Raw genomic sequence first — 19,410 nt, 5'->3', positions numbered from 1 at the left:
AAAATAAAACATCGTTTCATTTTTAATTGATTTTATTTTATCCCCCTCCTATTCTTACGCTCAGAGAGAAAATAACCCTACCTCTGAGGTGTATATGATACTGAATGCCTTTACTCTTTCAGGCAAAGTGGCTGTCGTCACCGGATGCGATACCGGTCTGGGGCAAGGAATGGCGATTGCACTGGCACAGGCCGGGTGCGATATCGTCGGTGTTAATCGGAAGATCCCTGAAGAAACCGCTGCGCGCGTTATAGCGACAGGAAGACGCTTCGTGGCTGTTCAGGCCGACCTCAGCCAGCAGGCAAGTATTCCTGACGTAGTGAAGAAAGCTGTCGCCGAAATGGGGCGGGTCGATATTCTGGTGAATAATGCCGGGACGATCCGCCGGGAAGATGCACTCTCGTTTAGCGAAAAAAACTGGGATGAGGTGATCAATCTGAACCTCAAATCGGTCTTTTTTCTCTCTCAGGCTGTTGCCCGGCAGTTTATTCATCAGGGTCAGGGTGGAAAAATCATCAATATTGCCTCCATGCTCTCATTCCAGGGTGGGATCCGCGTCCCTTCCTATACCGCGTCCAAAAGTGGCGTGCTGGGTATCACTCGCCTTCTGGCAAACGAATGGGCCGCACATGGCATTAACGTCAACGCCATTGCGCCAGGCTATATGGCCACCAACAACACGCAGCAATTACGCGACGATGAACAACGTAGCCAGGAAATCCTCGAACGCATTCCAGCAGGCCGATGGGGGTTACCGGAAGACCTGCAAGGCCCTGTGGTTTTCCTGGCGTCAAGCGCCTCAAATTACGTTAATGGTCACACCTTAGCCGTGGATGGTGGTTGGTTGGCGCGCTAGCGCCTGTTTGTGACAAAGAGTTACACCGTCACCTCTTCCGCCCACTGTATAAAAACCCTATACTGTATGAATTGACAGTTTTGTGGGTTTTATCATGACGGCGGAAGGCCATCTGCTTTTTTCTATTGCATGCGCAGTGTTTGCCAAAAACGCTGAGCTGACGCCTGTGCTGACACAAGGGGACTGGTGGCATATTATCCCTTCCGCCGTATTGACCTGTCTGTTACCCGACATTGACCATCCAAAATCCTTCCTTGGTCAGCGTTTAAAATGGATCGCAAAACCCATCGCCCGGGCATTTGGTCATCGTGGATTTACCCACAGTCTGTTGGCTGTATTTGGCCTGTTAACGCTGTTTTATTTGAAAGTCCCTGACAGCTGGATTTTCCCGGCAGATGCCATTCAGGGTATGGTGATCGGCTACCTCAGCCATATACTGGCAGATATGCTAACGCCTGCCGGTGTTCCCTTGCTGTGGCCCTGTCGGTGGCGTTTTCGCTTCCCGATACTGGCTCCGCAAAAAGGCAATCAACTGGAACGCGTTCTTTGTATGGCACTCTTCGCTTATGCCGTCTGGATGCCGCAGACGCTGCCCGAAAATGGTGCAGTCCGCTGGTCATCACAAATGATCAATTCGCTGCAATTTCAGTTTAATCGTTTTATTAATCACCAGATTGAACACTAAATCAGCAAAATAATCTCATTTGTCATAATCCATTCCATTTGGATATAAGCGCAACATCACACTTCTGCTAACCTTGCGCCAACAGAGTCGGTTATACCGACCACATAATAAATCAGGAGAACGGGGATGAATTTTCCACTCATCGCGAACGTAGTCGTGTTCGTTATTTTGTTATTGCTTCTGGCACAGGCTCGTCATAAACAGTGGAGTCTGGCAAAAAAAGTACTGGTCGGTCTGGCCATGGGTGTCGTATTTGGTCTGGCATTGCAGGCTATTTATGGCTCTGATAATCCCGTGCTGAAAGATTCTATCCAGTGGTTTAACATTGTCGGTAACGGTTATGTACAACTGCTGCAGATGATTGTTATGCCACTGGTGTTTGCGTCCATTCTCAGTGCCGTTGCACGCCTGCACAACGCCAGCCAGTTGGGTAAAATCAGCTTCCTGACTATCGGTACACTGCTGTTCACCACGCTCATTGCCGCGCTGGTTGGTGTGCTGGTCACTAATCTGTTTGGCCTGACGGCTGAAGGTCTGGTTCAGGGGTCCGCAGAAACAGCGCGTCTGGCTGCGATTCAGAGTAATTATGTGGGTAAAGTGGCAGACCTTACCGTTCCACAGATGCTGCTCTCCTTCATTCCTAAGAACCCATTTGCTGACCTGACTGGCGCAAACCCAACCTCGATTATTAGTGTGGTGATTTTTGCAGCCTTCCTCGGTGTCGCTGCGCTGAAACTGCTGAAAGACGATGCGCCGAAAGGCCAGCGTGTTCTCACCGCTATCGATACGCTGCAAAGTTGGGTGATGAAACTGGTACGCCTGGTTATGCAGTTAACCCCTTACGGCGTCCTGGCACTGATGACCAAAGTCGTTGCGGGTTCTAACCTGCAGGACATCATTAAGCTCGGTAGCTTTGTGATTGCCTCTTATCTGGGTCTCGGCATCATGTTCGTGGTGCACGGTATCCTGCTGGGGGTAAACGGCGTGAGCCCACTGAAATATTTCCGTAAAGTGTGGCCAGTACTGACTTTCGCTTTCACCAGCCGTTCCAGTGCAGCGTCTATTCCGCTGAATGTTGAAGCACAGACTCGTCGCCTGGGTGTACCCGAATCGATTGCCAGCTTCTCAGCCTCCTTTGGTGCAACCATCGGACAAAACGGTTGTGCAGGCCTTTACCCGGCAATGCTGGCGGTAATGGTTGCCCCAACCGTCGGTATCAACCCGCTGGATCCGGTGTGGATTGCCACGCTGGTAGGAATTGTTACCGTGAGCTCCGCAGGTGTTGCAGGTGTTGGCGGTGGTGCGACTTTCGCAGCCCTGATTGTACTGCCCGCTCTGGGTCTGCCAGTGACACTGGTCGCCCTGCTGATTTCTGTTGAGCCATTGATCGACATGGGTCGTACAGCACTGAACGTGAGCGGCTCCATGACTGCAGGTACACTGACCAGCCAGTGGCTGAAACAGACAGACAAAACAGTTCTGGAAAGTGAAGACGACGTCGAACTCGCACATCGTTAATCGATTCAGACATAAAAAAACCGCCAGTTGGCGGTTTTTTTATGTCTGCTATTCTTCAACATCTTCATCCTGACGGATTTGCTCTGCCCACCGCTGAGCCGACTCCGGTACGGCGAATACAGGAGAGCGACGAAAATGCTCTCCCGTCATAACAAATGCCACATATTTCCCACGCAACTGCCAGACGTCACGAAAGCCATCAAGCTTCAGGGCGTGTTCAGGCGGCGCTGGTTCGACGCGGGGCACGTAGCTAATAACAGGACGGTTTTGTTGGCGAAATGGTTTCATAAGCGACGGGTTCACTAAAGCAAATTCCAGAGACGGAAACCTCTATCATAGCCGATTCCCGCCTCGTAAGTCGCGCCTTGCATGCAATCCTTGCCAGCTTTAGCTAAACCGCGTTGTGTCAGAGATCCCTGAATGTTCCCAGGCGATAACCACGCTCCGCAATGGCATATTTCAGTGATGAGGAGGTCAGCACATCCAGTTCTGCCAGGCGTGGCCAACAGTAAGCACTTTTACGCACGGTATTATCAACAAATGCCGGGTGCGCCATCACTTCGACAGAACGTTCCCCGCGCTGTGATGAATCATCCAAAACCTGCAGAAATAGCGATTCACTGATCTCATCGCCGTAAAATCCACTGCTGAAACCATCTGTCGTTACAACCGAGGGTAACAAAGCCTCCTGTAATGCCTGCCTGTCAACGCGCAACGACACACCTTTTCGCTGTGCAAACTCTGCCACTAACGGGAACAGTGCCGGGATCATATGGACATGGTGATGACTGTCAATATGTGTCGGTTCACGGCCGAAGACATCGACAAAACGGTTGAACTGACAATCCAGTTCGCGCGTCATTTCATCCAGGGGCAATGCTCCCTGCTCTGCCATTTCCCAAATCCATTTACCCAACAGCCCGTCACGGGCCAAACCAGGCATCGGCGAAAGTGGCATTCCGAGCGTAAGCACAAAATGCAAGCCGACACCCAATTCAGGCAATTCACGGCTGAGCAATGCCGCATGCTCAACCGCTTCACCATTGATCAACGCCGTGGTTGACGTGACAACGCCATGGCGACAAGCCTCAACAATGCCGTAGTTTTGTCCCTTCGACAGACCAAAATCATCGGCATTAACGATCAACAGGTTTTCCATCGTTATCCCTCTTAATGGCATTCGTCTTGCAGCTTCGCAATTGTCGCAGCAAAGTTAGGCAGCCATTTCTCGTGTGCCAGAATCATCTCGCGAGCCAGTGATTCTGCATCACGGTCAGAATGCACCAGTGGACTCAGGTTCAACGCCAGCAGAACATCATTCAATTCGCCACTGAGTGCAGCATGGCTTGCTGCCACTTCAAACCCCTTGATGGTGTGAATCAGTCCCATCACCTTATCGTCAAAGTGGGTGATACGCGGATGAGGTTTCGCGCCATCACGTCCCAGGATACAGGTCATTTCAACAGCCCAGTCTGCCGGAATGTTGCCAACATGCCCATGGTGAGGAACGTTAACGTAGTGCTCGGCCTGCTTATCATTGTAAATAGCGTTGATCACTTCACATGCCGCATCCGAATAGTAAGCGCCGCCGCGCTGCTCCAGCTCTTTTGGTTTGATATTCAGGTTTGGATCTTTATACAAATCAAACAGCTGCTTTTCCACTTTCTGTACAACCTGAGCGCGCGCACCGCCTTTATAATATTCTCCCATTTCAATCGCCAGCATCTCCTTCTGCTTAAAGTAATACAGCAGATATGAACACGGCAGAAGATTAAGAGAACGAATCAGACCTTCACTGAACGGTAAATCAAAGATGTTTTTCACGGATGCCGCAGTGAGGCGACCAGATGCAACACCATCCAGCAGTTCAGCAAAGCGTGACTTGCCATTTACCAGCACATCTTTGATAAAGACCATGTGGTTCAGGCCAAACAGATCGATAGAAAGATCATCGCTGTCCGAGAGTTCCAGCACATCGCGGATGAACATTTTCATGCCGATCGGGATATTACATACGCCGATAAAGCGTTTGAAACCCGTGTGGCGATAAACCGCTTCTGTGACCATGCCTGCCGGGTTGGTGAAGTTAATGACCCAGGCATCAGGGCAAATTTCTTCTACATCTTTAATAATGTCAAAAATAACAGGGATAGTGCGTAACCCTTTAAACAGCCCACCCGCACCGTTGGTCTCTTGTCCCAGATAACCGTGGCTCAATGGAATACGCTCATCAAGTTCGCGTGCCTTCAACTGACCCACGCGCAATTGCGTCGTAACAAAGTTCGCACCTTTCAGCGCTTCACGACGATCCAGCGTTTTATAAACGGTTAACGGGACGCCAGCTTTTTTAACCATTCGCTGGCACAGGTCATAAATAATGTTGAGCTTCTCCTGACCTTCTTCAACGTCCACCAGCCATAATTCGCTGACCGGTAATTCATGATAGCGTTTCAGAAAACCTTCGAGTAATTCTGGGGTATAGCTGCTGCCGCCGCCAATGGTTACGACTTTTAATTTCTGTTGCATATATATCTCCCTTAGCGTATCAGGTTAGTCACCTGCAAGGTATAGCGTTCCAGTCCCGCTATTTTGGGCAAGCGACCACGTCAATATTTACGGCGAAGTATTCCGCCGAAATTAATTAATTACCGTCAGATTCTTCCGGTAGCTGTTCGGTGTGAATGAAGTCAGTTTTTTAAACGTTTTAATAAAAAGACTGGGACTGCTATAACCTGACTCAAATGCAATATCTGTAATAGAGTAATTGGTTATTTCCAGCTGTTTTTTAGCAAAATTAATACGAATTTCATTAATAATTTGCACAGGGGTTTTACGATAGTAGCGCTGGGTTGCGCGGGTAAGATATTCCTGCGATTTGCCTGACAACGCTACCATATTTTCCAGCGCATTATCGCTGAACTGTCCTTTATCGTGCATCACTTCAACGGTGCTGCGTAACCATTGCGGGATATCATCAATTACCTGTTGCTCTTCACGATGATGACGCAGGCGGTTCATCACGTAGAACGTCACGGTTTCAATAAACTCATCAAATTCACCGTCACGGAAGTTGAGCGAGGCGATAACCGTTTCGATCCAGGTCATAAACTCGTTCTTGACGCGATACACCTGCGAGGCAACAAAACAGAATGGCACGAGCGGCAGGTAATGCTTCTCAAAGAAACGCCTGCTCACCCCTACATTGAGAATGCGCGTCGCGCCAAATTCATAAAAGCTCTGGTGGTAGGAGCCCATCGGAAGAAAGACAAAATCGCCGCGTTCCAGTAAGACCCGTTTACCGTTAATCTCCTGGTAGTAACGCCCGGTCAGAACAATCGTGAATTCGTAGTAATCATGCTGATGCAAACCACTGGCGCTTTCCGTTTTGTTGTAGATAACCACGTGAAAATTCTTGCCATTAAACAGTTGCTGCTCAAGTGCGGTTTTAATTTCCATCGTGCTGACCTCCTGCTACCTGTTTCGACTTACTGCATTTTCTCGTGAAGCTCAATCAACTCTGCAACCAACTCGCGTGCAAGCATTGAGGTCATCAGATGATCCTGCGCGTGCACCAGGACCAGGCTGACCTTCATTTTTCCTTCACCCTGATCGCTTTCGATAAGTTTAGTCTGGACAAGATGCGCTTCATTCAGCGCGGTTCTGGACTGATCCATCATGGTTTTCGCGGCGGCGAAATCACCCTGTTTGGCCTGCTTGAGTGCAGCATAGGCCAGGCTACGCGCTTGCCCCGAATTGATGATAAGCCCCATCACCACTTCTTCCAGATCGTTCTCGACCACGTCTTCTGCCACGATTGTATCCAAATCTAACATCTCTTTCTCTCCTTTGCGGGCGCGGGTTTCCCCGCGCCGGTCAATCTTAGAATTTCAGTGCGAGCGCGATATCCTCTTCGCTCTCTTCTTCATCAATAGCGGTTTGTGCTTTGTTCGCGATAACCACAAACGGCATGTACAGCAGTGTTGCTACGCCGAGGTTGAATATCGCCAGCAGGAAGGCCGCTACGCTACCGTTGGTGTTAAAGAATGCGCCAAGGCCTGTCGGCATGGTCCACGGTGCAATGTTCGTCACCGGCGGAATAATGCCAAGGTAGTACGCCGTCAGAGTAATCGCGGCCAGCAGAGGCTGCACCAGGATGAACGGGATGAACATGACCGGGTTCATGATAATTGGCAGACCAAACAGAATCGGTTCGTTAATCTGGAAGATGCCTGATGGCAGAGCCAGTTTCGCAACCTGACGATGGTCAGCACGACGAGAGGTAATAAAGACCGCGATGATAAGACCCAGTGTCGCCCCTGTACCGCCCAGAAAGATGTAGGAATCAAGCATCGGCTTCGCCCACACATGGAAGGTTTTACCTGCCGCCAGCGCCGCATCAACGGAACCGTACTGCTGGTAAAGGGCCACGTTTTCCAGTGCCCATGGGGTCATGATACCGCTGTCCAGCGCAGCCAGTGCCAGTGAACCGTGTACGCCGAAGAACCACAGCAGAGAGGTGAAAATCACATACGCCCACCCGACCACACCACCCATCGACGCCAGTGGCGTTGAGATTGAGTCCATGATGACCTGATGGAAGTTTGTACCCCAATGAGAGAGCGCCCAGGAAATAATCCCCATGATGGAGAGAATAATAAAGCCCGGGATCAACGCGGAAAATGAACGAGATACAGAAGCGGGTACGCTATCCGGCAAGCGAATAACCCAGTTGCGACGAATAATAAAAGTGAACATCTCAGCAACCACTAAACCAATAATAATACCGGATATAATGTTTGCCCCACCTAACCAATTCGCCCCTACCGCATAAGCTTCACCTACACTATATGGCGTCACGGTCATAAATGCAGCCACGGATAGTAACCCAGCCGCCAACGGGTCTACTTTACGTTCTTCTGCAAGTGCCATCCCAATAAAGAACGGCGCCATCAGTGACATAATACCCAATGTACCGTTGTAAACATTACCCCCAATAGCTTTAAAGCTGTTGAGAGTTTCAATAGTGGAGGCGTCTAACCGAATACCTAATGAATAAAAGAAGGACCCTTCTCCGAAGCTCAAAAATACGTTGTTAATTAAAACGAACATTGCCCCGGCCAGCGTCAACGGCATAACTTTAATAAAACCGTTTTTGATGGCATTAACGTGAGGCTGCTTTCCTATTTTTACAGCAAAAGGAAGGAGTACCTTTTCAAGTGAAGCGATGACTTTACTCATAGGAAAATACCCTTAAATGCCGCAACAAACGTTGCGGCGTAATGTGTGTGAAATTGCTCTTTGACGGGAAAAATAATAAATTAATTAACAGCAGCTTTTTTAATTGCTGCAACTGCAGCTTTCAATACACCCAAACCATCGATTTTGCCGTACAGCGCAGAATCGATCACTTCAACCGGTTTATTCGGCAACAAACGCTGAATTTCAGGCAACATGTATGCGATTTGTGGCCCCAGTAAAATGACATCCGCTGTCTGGCCTTTATCGCCCGCCAGCGTTTCAGGAAATGCTTCGATTACCACAGGTACTTCATACTTTTCAGCCTGAGCGCGCATCTTGGAAACCAGCAGTGAGGTTGACATGCCCGCCGAGCAGAACAGATAGATATGTTTCTTTTCCATAGTAACTTCCCTCTTGTATGACTACCCACCGTCGCATCATCAGACGACTCGCTATCCTGGCTGACGGGTAGTTTGCTTACCGTTGTTTATCGTTAAAGTGAGTATACGGCATGGTACAAGGAGGGGATATTACCGGATGACCTAAAATTGTCTCTCATTGACCTTGCGTATTGACTCCCTTCACATTTCGGGCAAATAATTCGCGCAAATAAATAAGATTATACTCAGTAAAAAAAAACCGGCCATAGGGCCGGTTTCATTCGATGCTCAGTAAATGACCCTACTGGGCTTTGGCTGCCTGAGGATCAGTGTCATATTCCGAACAGGTCTGATAACCAGAATTAATCACATGTCCTGTGTCATCAAGCGCCACAAAGTAGGTCTCTGCTTTACCATCCCGTTGACCGAGGATATAGGTCTGGCATGTACCACGGGCATGAATCATGGTGATCTCAGAAGACGGTTTACCCGCAATTTGAGCCACCTGCGCACGGGTCATCCCCTTTTTGACGTCTTTTACGACCGGCTGTGTAAATTGATCTTTCGTACGATCGTAAGCTGAACAGCCTGCCAACATCGTTACTACCGCTGCTGCTGCCAAAACGCCTGCTACGTTCTTGTTCATATTTCGTCCTCTTTTTTATCAGCGTGTTATCTAAGCCTGGAATATAAAATATCATTTTTCAACTATGCGGGCTTTACAGGATGACTTTCGGAAGATTCCAATAAAACAAAGATAACCTGCTAAATCGCCGCAATTTGCCGCACTCGAAACTGTGATCCTTGTCGTTTTACGCCCAAAGGGTTAGTTTTAACAGATCACACATTCTGGTTAGTACTGCATATGGAGGGCGTAATGGCTCTGCAACAAGAGATTATTCAGGCGCTTGGCGTTAAGCCTGCGATCGATGCACACGATGAAATCCGCCGTAGCATCGATTTTTTAAAATCCTATCTGAAAACCCATCCCTTTTTGAAATCCCTGGTGCTGGGCATCAGTGGTGGTCAGGATTCCACACTCACCGGGAAATTGTGCCAACTGGCGATTTCAGAGTTGCGTGAAGAAACTGGCGACACGGCATTACAGTTTATCGCCGTACGCCTCCCCTATGGTGTCCAGGCTGATGAGCAGGATTGTCAGGACGCGATCACCTTTATTCAGCCTGACCGTGTGCTCACCGTAAATATCAAAGGGTCTGTGCTGGCAAGTGAGCAAGCCTTACGTGAAGCCGGTATCGAATTAAGCGATTTTGTACGCGGTAATGAGAAAGCCCGCGAGCGGATGAAAGCGCAGTACAGTATTGCAGGCATGACAAAAGGCGTAGTGGTTGGGACCGACCATGCAGCAGAAGCTGTGACAGGCTTCTTCACCAAATACGGTGATGGTGGAACCGATATTAACCCGATCTTCCGTCTGAACAAGCGTCAGGGTAAACAGTTGCTCGCGTTATTGGGTTGCCCGGCGCACTTATACAATAAAGCACCAACGGCGGACCTGGAAGACGACCGCCCTTCTCTGCCAGACGAAGCTGCACTGGGTGTCACCTATGACAACATTGATGACTATCTGGAAGGCAAAACCCTTGATGAAGGTACGGCGCGGATTATTGAAGGCTGGTATCTGAAAACGGAGCACAAACGCCGTCCACCCATCACCGTATTTGATGATTTCTGGAAACGGTAATCACACATACAGGCGGCGCTAACGCCGCCTCTTTTTGGGATTAATGCCCTGCCAGCCAGATAATTTCACTGAATAGCAGTGTCCCTTCAGATTCAAGTAAGCGCAGAGTATGGATCCCCTCCTCCCAGCTTGCTCCCTGATCCGCCGTCAACAGCTTATCCCCCAGTTGCCATGCGCCACTGAGCACAAACGCCACCCCACCACGAGAAGCAAATGTCGTAAAGGTGCGATCCGCCACGCGGACTTTAGCCCGGCAGCGATCCCTTCGCGTCATAATATTGAAGTCCATCGACATCTGGCCATCTGTAAGCTGGGCTTTTACTGGCTGGTCGCCCGGAAAGCTAAACGGTTGATGAGTTTTCAGGGTATGGCAAAAAGCCTTACCTGCATCAAGTGTCACCTCACCGCCTTCAAGCAACGTAATCACCCGATCAACTCCGGGGAAAGAAGAGAACTCACCGTTACTGGCAAGGGAAGCAATACTGGCGCGCCAGGAAAAATCGCGCGTCGCGGGAGGAAAACAACAAATTTCTCGTGTCTCGCCAGCACCATTACGCCAGAGACTGACAGGCATCTTACGGATATCAAAAAACTCCATCACCACTCCTGAAAGGCACAACATGCGCCAGTGCAACGATATGCCTATCGTCGCTATCTTGATTGTTATCGTTGGGTAATCACAGACGTATTATCGGCAGCAGAGCAGACATGTATTAGCCAGGCGTTGAGAAAAATACTAACGCCATGACTCTGTTATACATTCTCTGGGACGACTACAGGAGAATACCGCGCTTCTGGCGGCTGGCAAGAGGGCATGAAAGAAAAAACCGCCGGACCTGTCCACAGCGATAGCGCTTTTGTGAACAGGATTCCGGCGGTCTTAATGTGATGTGCTGATTATTCAGCAGGCGGAGCCATTTTACCTTCTGGGGCCGGACGTTCTGTCAGACGCTTCTCAAAATTGGCATTAAACTGTTTTTTCTGTTCCGGTGTCAGAATGTTGTAGATTTTATTCTGTGTTTCCATACGGGCCAGCATACCGGCTTTATGCTGTGCAGCCATCTTGTCAATCTGCGCTTCGGCTTTTGCCTTATCGAAAGAATCACTCGCGATGATGTCATGCATTGCACGACGCTCTTCCAGCGGTGGGCGTTTCATCTGGTCGCGCTGGCTTTTCATAATGTCGCGGACCTGTTGTTTCTGTGCATCCGTCAGGTTCAAATCTTTGAACATCATCATCTCATGATGCGGACCCGGTTTGCCTTTATGATGCATCATCATTTTTCCTTCCGTTGGCGCTGCGGTGGTGGTCGCAGTATCGGCGGCGAACGCCATGCTGGTAGCGCCCAGAGCCAGGGTAGAAGCAACAAACAGTGCAGTTAATTTACGCATAATTTATGTCCTTACTTTCAGTTATTCTTCGGCGCTATGCCGTGTTGACGAGATTAACTTTACGGGGTTTATCGTCAATTAGTCAGAGCAACAGTAAAACAATGAAAGTGTAAAAAACAAATTATCGCCAAATGTGGAGAAATTAAGGAAAAAGCGTGGAGAGTTGAAATTAAAATATTCAATTTACTGATTTTAAATGGATTGTTTATGAGTATAGCGAAACGGTGTTTATTTTGAAAGCAAACAACCAGGAATAATCCGTAAAAAAAATCAGACCGCCATAATCGCTAAGAAAATAAATGGAATAGCCCTGGAAAAAACACACCAGTGATACCGCCCCTCTACTTACGAAAGAGGGGCGATAAACATTACGTTATTTTTTCCAGCATCAACCCGGCTCTCAGCCCAAAAGCTACCGATGGGTTCGGGAACAACACATACTCCGTGGTCTTGTGAACTTCATAGCGTTTCTCACCATCCTCTGCCAGCAGGAAGCCCTGCCTGAACGGCGTGAAGTTAAGCGTGTGCGCCGCCATGTGCAATAAGAATGCCTCGCTTTGCCGCGTGATCTGCTGAACCACCTGATAGCGCTCCACCGTCTCCGCATTGTGCTCAGGCGCACTTCCTGACAGCAGCGCCTGAAGCGCGCGATGTGTTATCGCAAAACGCGCAAGATCGTTATGCCCAAACGGCAGGGCTTTTCCCAGCTCCAGTGTGCACGAAAGTGCACCGAATTTTTCGCAGGTGAAATGAGTAAACGTACCGCCTGGCGACTGATGGAATACCAGCGCCTCCAGCCCCGCATCGCCAAGCCAGGTCAGAAAATCGTCATCCCAGGGCCGCGTCCGCTGCGGTAACACGCCAAAACGCACATGATATGAGGCGCGGATCGCCGTATGCAGATCGAGATGCCACCGATTTTCTCCAGCAGAGGAAAAGAAGGCCTCCACCACATTTTCCAGCCATTGAGCTCGCCGCGTCTCTTCACTGTCCGGGAACTGTGCCCAGCGACCGCCAAACATCCGGTTAATATCGCTCACGAGAAAGCGCTTATCTTGCGCCAGAGCCGGAGGATTCCCCAACACCACCAGCACGCGACAGCGTAACGTAATATCCCCGCGGTATAACGTACGCAGCAGGAGATCAACGATCTCGACGGGTGCGGTTTCATTACCGTGAATGCCCGTTGACAGCACCAGAGACTGCTCACTGGCCTCGAACGGCGTCAGTTCGAGTATGCCACTTCCCAGCCATCGCCAGCCGAATGAAGGACCTTCCCCTTCACTTGCGTCCGGCGTTTCATCCGCCAGCGTCAGTGCCAGTAAATTCTCCATAACATCTCCTTTAACGCTGGAACGGATAGACAGAACCCAGTTGCAGGATCGTCGTTAAGGCATCCAGCGCCTCGCGCCCTTCGCGCAACAAATGCGGGTCAACCAAATCAGCCTGCGTCAACCGGTCGCGATAGTAACGATCGACCCAGTTATTCAGGGTATTAAAGAGTGCCTCATTCATGATCACCGCCGGATTAACCGCTTTCATCTCATCCGTGGTCAACACCACCCGCAGGCGTAAACAGGCAGGCCCACCACCGTTTGCCATACTTTCGCGCAGATCAAACACCTTGAGTTCAGAAATAGGGTTATCAGCCTTCGCGAGTTCACTCAGGTAGCGCCACACGCCGTCGTGATTGCGAGATTCCTGCGGCAGGACCAGCATCATACTGCCGTCATCACGGCTTAACAGCTGGCTATTGAAGAGATACGTTTCAACTGCGTCCTGTACACTTACGGCCCCGGTCGGAACCTGGATCGCCATAAACCCCGGCACACGCTCCTGGAGCGTAGCAAGGAGCTTTTCCTGATGGGCAAACGCCTGTTCATGACAGAACAGCACCTGTCGGTTAGAAACGGCAATCACATCATTATGAAACACGCCCTGATCGATAACATGCGGGTTTTGTTGCGCAAAAATCACCTGCGATGGATTGACCTGGTTCAGGCGGGCAACGGCCTGACTCGCCGCCAGCGTTTGCCGTGCAGGATAACGTGACGGTGCGGAATGACCGCCCTCTTCACGCCCATAAATAAAAAGCTGCAGACCAGGATCGCCATAATCCCCGCCCAGGCGGTTATGGTTAGCGGCCCCTTCATCCCCAAACATCGCGACCTGAGGCAGCGCGCCATGCACGCTGAAATGGCCCTCATGGCGGAAGATGGCACGCAACACACGCTCTGTGGTCCCGGCTTCGGTCGCGCGGTGGAATTTGTTGTTCAGGTTCGCAACCGTCAAATGCACTTTGCCATCCAGCGTATCCGCCGAAGGCGCAACGGTTGCCGCATTCGCCACCCACATTGAAGAGGCAGAACTGACCGCAGAGAGTAAATGCGGCACTTGCGTCCCCGCTTTCTCGACCACCTGCTCGTCGCTACCGCTAAAACCCAACTGACGCAGGACAGGCACATTCGGACGCTCCTGTGGCGGGATAACCGCCTGCGGGAACCCGGCATCCGAGAGCGCCTTCATTTTCAGTAGCCCCTGCTTAGCCGCCAGTTTCGGGTTCGAGACCTGAAAACGGTGTTTCGTCGACGCCTCATTACCAAACGACAGCCCGGCATAGTGATGCGTCAGCCCAACCAGCCCATCAAAGTTAACTTCACGCGCTTTCATGAGCATTCCCCTGACTAAAATCCAGCCCCGGACTCAGCGTTTCCGGTAGCGTTAATGCCGGCGTTTCCAGGCTCGCCATTGGCCATGCGCAATAATCTGCGGCATACCACGCACTGGCGCGATGGTTACCCGACGCTCCCACCCCACCAAATGGCGCGGTACTTGCGGCCCCTGTGAGCGGCTTGTTCCAGTTCACAATGCCGGCTCGCGCCTCCAGCAGCAATTGTTCGAATTTTTCACGCTGAGGAGAGATCAATCCGCTCGACAGGCCATAGCGCGTGTTATTCGCCATGTGGATGGCATCCTCAAACGCGTCATAGCGCCAGACACACAACAGCGGGCCGAAGACCTCCTCATCCGGTACATGACTTGCCTCGCTCATCTCAATGATCCCAGGAGTCAGAAGAGATGTTCCAGGATGTCGTTGTTTCGGCTCCAGCAAGGTTTTAGCACCCCGCGCAACATGCTCCTGCCAGGCCTTCAGAACCTGAAGTGCGGCTTGCTCGGAAATCAGTCCCCCCATAAACGGCTGGGGATCAGCGTCCCACCGGGCAGGAACAAGACGTGCAGCGACTTCAACAAGGCGCGCCAGGAAAGCATCGCCCCGTTCGCCGCGTCTCACCAGCAGGCGTCGTGCGCAGGTACAACGTTGCCCGGCGGTAATAAAGGCCGACTGGATCGTCAGATGTACCGCCGCGTCAATATCATCCGGATCTTCGACGATCAGCGGGTTATTGCCGCCCATTTCCAACGCCAGAATTTTTTCCGGCTGACCTGCCAGCTGTTTATGCAGCTGATAGCCTGTTCCGGCGCTGCCGGTAAACAGTAATCCATCGATATCGTTCAGCGCACTCAGTGCCTGGCCGGTTTCACGGCCCCCCTGAACCAGGTTCAGTACGCCTGGCGGCAAACCGGCCTGCTCCCACAATTTCACTACCGCTTCGCCGCTCCACGGCGTTAATTCGCTGGGTTTGAAAATGACGGTATTCCCCGCCAGTAGCGCTGGCACTATGTGGCCATTCGGCAGATGCCCTGGGAAATTATAGGGACCGAATACGGCCAGCACGCCATGCGGACGGTGGCGCAGTGTCGCTGCACCATCCGCCATCTCAGTGTGTTGCTCTCCGGTTCGGGTGTGATACGCCTTCACCGAGATCGCAATTTTATTGATCATCGCCGTAACTTCGGTTGCGGCCTCCCAGCGCGGTTTACTGGTTTCCGAGGCAATAACGCGTGTCAGTTCGGCTTTATTCGCCTCAAGCAAAGAGGCAAACTTTTCGACAATCGCCTGACGGACAGTAAACGGCTGTTTCGCCCAGGCCGGGAACGCTCGTCTTGCCGCTTTGCAGGCCAGTTCCACCTGGGCCGCGCTGGCATCATTTCCCTGCCACAACGCATCTTTACTCACCGGGTTCGTTTTCACGCGCGGTGCGCCTTCACCCGTGACCCAGTCACCATTAATCCATAATGTCATGCTGTTTTCTCCTCAGGGCAGAGTCGCACCAGACGAACCGTGTCGCCTGCGCTACATTTCAGGGCATCCAGTTGGGCGGCAGTCAACACCAGACGTTCACATTTCGGGTTGGCCTGTACCAGCATGGCGCGAAAGTGGTCGTATTGTTCATTGGCGACCAGGCACGCAGGCCACTCCCCCGGCGCAGGCTGGCCTTCGGACACCGTAACCAAACGGCTTTTACGGATCGCACGTACGCGATCGATATCGCACTCCAGCGTCGGTCCACCGTCGAAAATGTCAACATAGTTCCGGTAACGGAAACCTTCTTTCTCCAGCACCGCACGCGCGGGTGCAGTCTGCGGGTGAACTTCGCCGATCACCGCCTGCGCCTCAGGGCTGAGGAAATGGGTGTAGATAGGATGCTTAGGCATCAATTCCGCAATAAAGGCTTTCTGCCCCGTACCGCACAGGTAATCCGCGCGGCTGAACTCCATCGAGAAAAAGCGTTCGCCGAGACTTTCCCAGAACGGGGAATATCCCGTCTCGTCAATCACGCCACGCATTTCGGCCACCACTTTCTCATTAAAGCGATCGCGAAACGCAGCCATAAACATAAAGCGCGATTTGGAGAGCAAATAGCCATTACCCTCTTTACGCCAGGCCGGATCGAGGAACAGCGTACACAGCTCACTGCTGCCAGTGTGATCGTTACTGAGAAACAGCGTCGGTAATGCGTTGTAGACATTCAGCTCTTTCGACGCATGCACGAGTGTTCCGACGCGGTAGTTGTACCAGGGATCATTAAGCCCGACCGCCACTTCAATGGCGCAAATCCCGGCCACGGTTCCTGTATCGGTATCTTCAAGCACGAATACGTAGCCCTGTTCGCTTTTTGGCAACGTTCCAAGCCATGTTTGCAGGGAACGATCTATACGCGCCGACAACGTTTGTTCATCAGCAGGAAGCGAGGTCAACCCTCCCCCGGTTTTCCCCGCGAGCTGCATGAGCCCGGCGAGATCGCCGCGCTCAACGGGACGGATGACCATCATGATGACACCTCTGACTTCACGTGTTCACAGGCCTGCGCAAAACGGTCCAGGCCGGTATTTACCTCTTCTTCGCTGACAATCAGCGCAGGGGCAAACCGCACCACGTTAGCGCCAGCAATCAGCACCATTACGCCCATTTTTGCCGCTTCCTGTGAAATAAGTTTAGCTTTTCCGGCAAACTCAGGGGCCAGCTCGCACCCAATTAACAGCCCCAGACCGCGGATCTCTTTAAACAGCCCGGTCCGGGTATTGATGGCATTCAGGCGTTCGACAAACCAGTCATGACGCAATTTCACCCCGTTCAGCACTTCCGGCGTATTGATGATGTCCAGTACTTGCCCCGCCACCGCCGACGCCAGCGGGTTACCGCCATAGGTTGTCCCGTGCGTGCCTACCGTCATGGCACTGGCACATTTGTTGGTCGTCAACACGGCCCCCACCGGGAAGCCGCCACCCAACGCTTTCGCCGTCGAAAGCACATCCGGAGTTACACCATAGTGCATATAGGCATACAGCTCGCCGGTACGTCCCACCCCCGTCTGAACCTCATCAAAAATCAGCAGGGCGTTGTGGCGATCGCATAACTCGCGAAGCCCTTGCAGGAACGCCTTCTGCGCCGGGACGACCCCGCCTTCCCCCTGCATCGGCTCAACAATGACCGCACAGGTATTGTCGTCAATCAGCTCGCTTGCTGAGCGCAAATCGTTATAAACGGCATGACGAATATCCGGAGGCAGAGGCGCAAAGTCTTGCGAATAGGAGGGTTGCCCACCGGCGCTGACGGTGAACAACGTGCGACCGTGGAACGCATTCTTAAATGCCACAATCCCGCTTTTCTGCGCACCAAAGTGGTCATGCGCGTATTTGCGCGCCAGCTTCAGTGCCGCTTCGTTGGCTTCTGCACCGGAGTTACAGAAAAAGACTTTCTCGGCAAACGTCGCGTCAATCAGTTTCTTCGCCAGACGCAGCACCGGCTCGTTAGTATAACCATTACCGGTATGCCAGAACTTCGCAGCCTGATCGTTCAGCGCCTGACGCAATGCCGGGTGCGCATGTCCCAGTGCGTTAACCGCGATACCGCCAGCAAAATCGATATACTCTTTGCCCTGCTGGTCCCACAGGCGCGAACCTTCCCCACGTACCGGAATAAAAGCCGCCGGAGCGTAAACCGGCATCATCCATTCATCAAAATTTTCACGCGTAATTGACAGAGACATAGCGACCTCATCCGGTAAATAAATAGTTGTTTAAATGTTAAATAATTGAGTGTTTGCGCTGTAAATGTAGATTGCAGGGTTCGTGCCAGCCAGCGATAAAAATGCATAAATGGCAGGGGAGGACAGAATATCAACGAGTTGCAATATGGAGTTATTCACTGTTATTGCATAAAAAGTGAATATTTTTATGACAGGCGGCGGTTTGCCGAACGAAAACATGAAAGACTATTCACAGGCCAAATATAATTCTGGAATTGTGATCGCTCGCGAAATTTATTGGCCGTTTACGCACCATTCAGGGGCGTAGCGCGTTGGAATGGTGCAAATCTTGCACCGTTGGCATTTTCTGTTGCAGTTATTGGTCATCCCGCATAACAGACGGTGCAATTTCTGCTACCATCCATGCACTATTCACCTTGCATTGGCAGCGACTATGAAATTTGTCTCTTTTAATATCAACGGCCTGCGCGCCCGCCCTCACCAACTGGAAGCCATTGTTGAGCAACATCAACCGGATGTGATTGGCCTGCAGGAGACAAAAGTTCACGACGATATGTTCCCTCTCGAAGAAGTGGCAAAGCTGGGGTACAACGTCTTTTATCACGGGCAGAAAGGTCACTATGGCGTCGCGCTGCTGACCAAAGAGACCCCTGTTGCCGTTCGTCGTGGTTTCCCTGGTGACGATGAAGAGGCACAGCGTCGCATTATCATGGCCGAGATCCCCTCACCGTTGGGTAACATTACGGTGATTAATGGCTACTTCCCGCAGGGCGAAAGCCGTGACCATCCGACCAAATTCCCGGCAAAAGCGAAGTTTTATCAGGATCTTCAGGATTACCTGAACACCGAACTGAACAAAGACAACCCGGTGCTGATCATGGGAGATGTCAACATCAGCCCAACCGATCTGGATATCGGCATTGGCGAAGACAGCCGCAAGCGCTGGCTGCGTACCGGTAAATGTTCCTTCCTGCCGGAAGAGCGGGAATGGATGCAGCGACTCCAGGACTGGGGACTGGTTGATACCTTCCGCGCCGCGAACCCGGAAACGCAGGATCGTTTCTCGTGGTTCGACTATCGCTCGAAAGGCTTTGACGATAACCGTGGTCTGCGTATCGACCTGCTGCTGGCAAGCGCCCCTCTGGCAGAACGTTGCATCGAAACCGGTATTGATTACGCTATTCGTGGCATGGAAAAACCGTCTGACCATGCGCCTGTGTGGGCTAAATTCAAGCTGTAACCTG

The 19,410-nt window shown here is 51.4% G+C and carries 20 protein-coding genes; 5 read left to right on the top strand and 15 right to left on the bottom strand.

Annotated elements, in window-relative coordinates; translation table 11 throughout:
* Positions 1-94 precede the first annotated feature (94 nt).
* The 3 genes from kduD to HV346_RS09320 all read left to right on the top strand — a co-directional run bounded on the left by kduD (position 95) and on the right by HV346_RS09320 (position 3,059).
* Positions 95-856, top strand: coding sequence for a 2-dehydro-3-deoxy-D-gluconate 5-dehydrogenase KduD (gene kduD / locus HV346_RS09330; RefSeq protein WP_181623216.1), 762 nt, complete (start codon positions 95-97; stop codon positions 854-856).
* Positions 857-950: 94 nt separating this feature from the next.
* Complete coding sequence (locus HV346_RS09325; RefSeq protein ID WP_181623215.1) at positions 951-1,541, top strand: metal-dependent hydrolase; 591 nt, start codon at positions 951-953, stop codon at positions 1,539-1,541.
* Positions 1,542-1,667: 126 nt separating this feature from the next.
* The gene (locus HV346_RS09320) at positions 1,668-3,059 is read left to right on the top strand and encodes an L-cystine transporter (protein ID WP_181623214.1); all 1,392 of its coding nucleotides are present in this window, start codon (positions 1,668-1,670) and stop codon (positions 3,057-3,059) included.
* A gap of 48 nt (positions 3,060-3,107) precedes the next feature.
* On the opposite strand, the gene cedA is transcribed toward HV346_RS09320, so the two are convergent.
* The 8 genes from cedA to osmE all read right to left on the bottom strand — a co-directional run bounded on the left by cedA (position 3,108) and on the right by osmE (position 9,323).
* Positions 3,108-3,347, bottom strand: a complete 240-nt coding sequence (gene cedA / locus HV346_RS09315; protein ID WP_239006353.1) for a cell division activator CedA — start codon at positions 3,345-3,347, stop codon at positions 3,108-3,110.
* A 118-nt stretch (positions 3,348-3,465) separates the two neighbouring features.
* Positions 3,466-4,218 (bottom strand): chitin disaccharide deacetylase, encoded by a 753-nt coding sequence (chbG, locus tag HV346_RS09310; protein ID WP_181623212.1) that lies wholly within the window; start codon positions 4,216-4,218, stop codon positions 3,466-3,468.
* An 11-nt stretch (positions 4,219-4,229) separates the two neighbouring features.
* Positions 4,230-5,585: a 6-phospho-beta-glucosidase gene (locus tag HV346_RS09305; protein WP_181623211.1), complete on the bottom strand. Its 1,356-nt coding sequence runs from the start codon at positions 5,583-5,585 to the stop codon at positions 4,230-4,232.
* A 111-nt stretch (positions 5,586-5,696) separates the two neighbouring features.
* The gene (gene chbR / locus HV346_RS09300; protein ID WP_181623210.1) at positions 5,697-6,515 is read right to left on the bottom strand and encodes a transcriptional regulator ChbR; all 819 of its coding nucleotides are present in this window, start codon (positions 6,513-6,515) and stop codon (positions 5,697-5,699) included.
* 29 nt (positions 6,516-6,544) lie between these two features.
* Positions 6,545-6,892, bottom strand: coding sequence for a PTS N,N'-diacetylchitobiose transporter subunit IIA (gene chbA / locus HV346_RS09295; protein WP_181623209.1), 348 nt, complete (start codon positions 6,890-6,892; stop codon positions 6,545-6,547).
* A gap of 46 nt (positions 6,893-6,938) precedes the next feature.
* Positions 6,939-8,297, bottom strand: a complete 1,359-nt coding sequence (chbC, locus tag HV346_RS09290; protein WP_181623208.1) for a PTS N,N'-diacetylchitobiose transporter subunit IIC — start codon at positions 8,295-8,297, stop codon at positions 6,939-6,941.
* Between the two features lie 80 nt (positions 8,298-8,377).
* The gene (locus HV346_RS09285; protein ID WP_181623207.1) at positions 8,378-8,698 is read right to left on the bottom strand and encodes a PTS sugar transporter subunit IIB; all 321 of its coding nucleotides are present in this window, start codon (positions 8,696-8,698) and stop codon (positions 8,378-8,380) included.
* A 280-nt stretch (positions 8,699-8,978) separates the two neighbouring features.
* Positions 8,979-9,323: an osmotically-inducible lipoprotein OsmE gene (gene osmE, locus HV346_RS09280; protein WP_181623206.1), complete on the bottom strand. Its 345-nt coding sequence runs from the start codon at positions 9,321-9,323 to the stop codon at positions 8,979-8,981.
* A 231-nt stretch (positions 9,324-9,554) separates the two neighbouring features.
* Here osmE and nadE point away from each other — a divergent pair, with 231 nt between their 5' ends.
* Positions 9,555-10,382: an ammonia-dependent NAD(+) synthetase gene (gene nadE / locus HV346_RS09275; protein WP_181623205.1), complete on the top strand. Its 828-nt coding sequence runs from the start codon at positions 9,555-9,557 to the stop codon at positions 10,380-10,382.
* Between the two features lie 40 nt (positions 10,383-10,422).
* Here the strand turns inward: nadE and ves are convergent, their stop codons facing one another.
* From ves to HV346_RS09240, 7 genes are all read right to left on the bottom strand, one after another.
* Positions 10,423-10,980, bottom strand: a complete 558-nt coding sequence (gene ves, locus HV346_RS09270; protein WP_181623204.1) for an environmental stress-induced protein Ves — start codon at positions 10,978-10,980, stop codon at positions 10,423-10,425.
* 299 nt (positions 10,981-11,279) lie between these two features.
* Positions 11,280-11,774, bottom strand: a complete 495-nt coding sequence (gene spy, locus HV346_RS09265; RefSeq protein WP_181623203.1) for an ATP-independent periplasmic protein-refolding chaperone Spy — start codon at positions 11,772-11,774, stop codon at positions 11,280-11,282.
* Between the two features lie 368 nt (positions 11,775-12,142).
* Positions 12,143-13,108, bottom strand: coding sequence for a succinylglutamate desuccinylase (astE, locus tag HV346_RS09260; protein ID WP_181623202.1), 966 nt, complete (start codon positions 13,106-13,108; stop codon positions 12,143-12,145).
* A gap of 10 nt (positions 13,109-13,118) precedes the next feature.
* Positions 13,119-14,444, bottom strand: coding sequence for an N-succinylarginine dihydrolase (gene astB, locus HV346_RS09255; RefSeq protein WP_181623201.1), 1,326 nt, complete (start codon positions 14,442-14,444; stop codon positions 13,119-13,121).
* A complete protein-coding gene (gene astD / locus HV346_RS09250; RefSeq protein WP_181623200.1) occupies positions 14,431-15,918 on the bottom strand; it encodes a succinylglutamate-semialdehyde dehydrogenase in 1,488 nt (495 codons plus the stop codon). Before astD ends, astB begins: the two co-directional genes overlap by 14 nt.
* Positions 15,915-16,949 (bottom strand): arginine N-succinyltransferase, encoded by a 1,035-nt coding sequence (gene astA / locus HV346_RS09245; protein WP_181623199.1) that lies wholly within the window; start codon positions 16,947-16,949, stop codon positions 15,915-15,917. The genes astD and astA overlap by 4 nt, the downstream gene beginning before the upstream one ends.
* Positions 16,946-18,166, bottom strand: a complete 1,221-nt coding sequence (locus HV346_RS09240) for an aspartate aminotransferase family protein (protein WP_181623198.1) — start codon at positions 18,164-18,166, stop codon at positions 16,946-16,948. Before HV346_RS09240 ends, astA begins: the two co-directional genes overlap by 4 nt.
* Before the next feature lie 433 nt (positions 18,167-18,599).
* Between HV346_RS09240 and xthA the strand changes: the two genes are divergently transcribed.
* The gene (gene xthA, locus HV346_RS09235) at positions 18,600-19,406 is read left to right on the top strand and encodes an exodeoxyribonuclease III (protein WP_181623197.1); all 807 of its coding nucleotides are present in this window, start codon (positions 18,600-18,602) and stop codon (positions 19,404-19,406) included.
* The last annotated feature ends 4 nt before the right edge of the window (positions 19,407-19,410 follow it).

The sequence above is a fragment of the Enterobacter sp. RHBSTW-00994 genome (assembly GCF_013782625.1).
GTDB lineage: Bacteria > Pseudomonadota > Gammaproteobacteria > Enterobacterales > Enterobacteriaceae > Enterobacter.
This window is presented reverse-complemented; position numbering and strand designations above follow the sequence as displayed.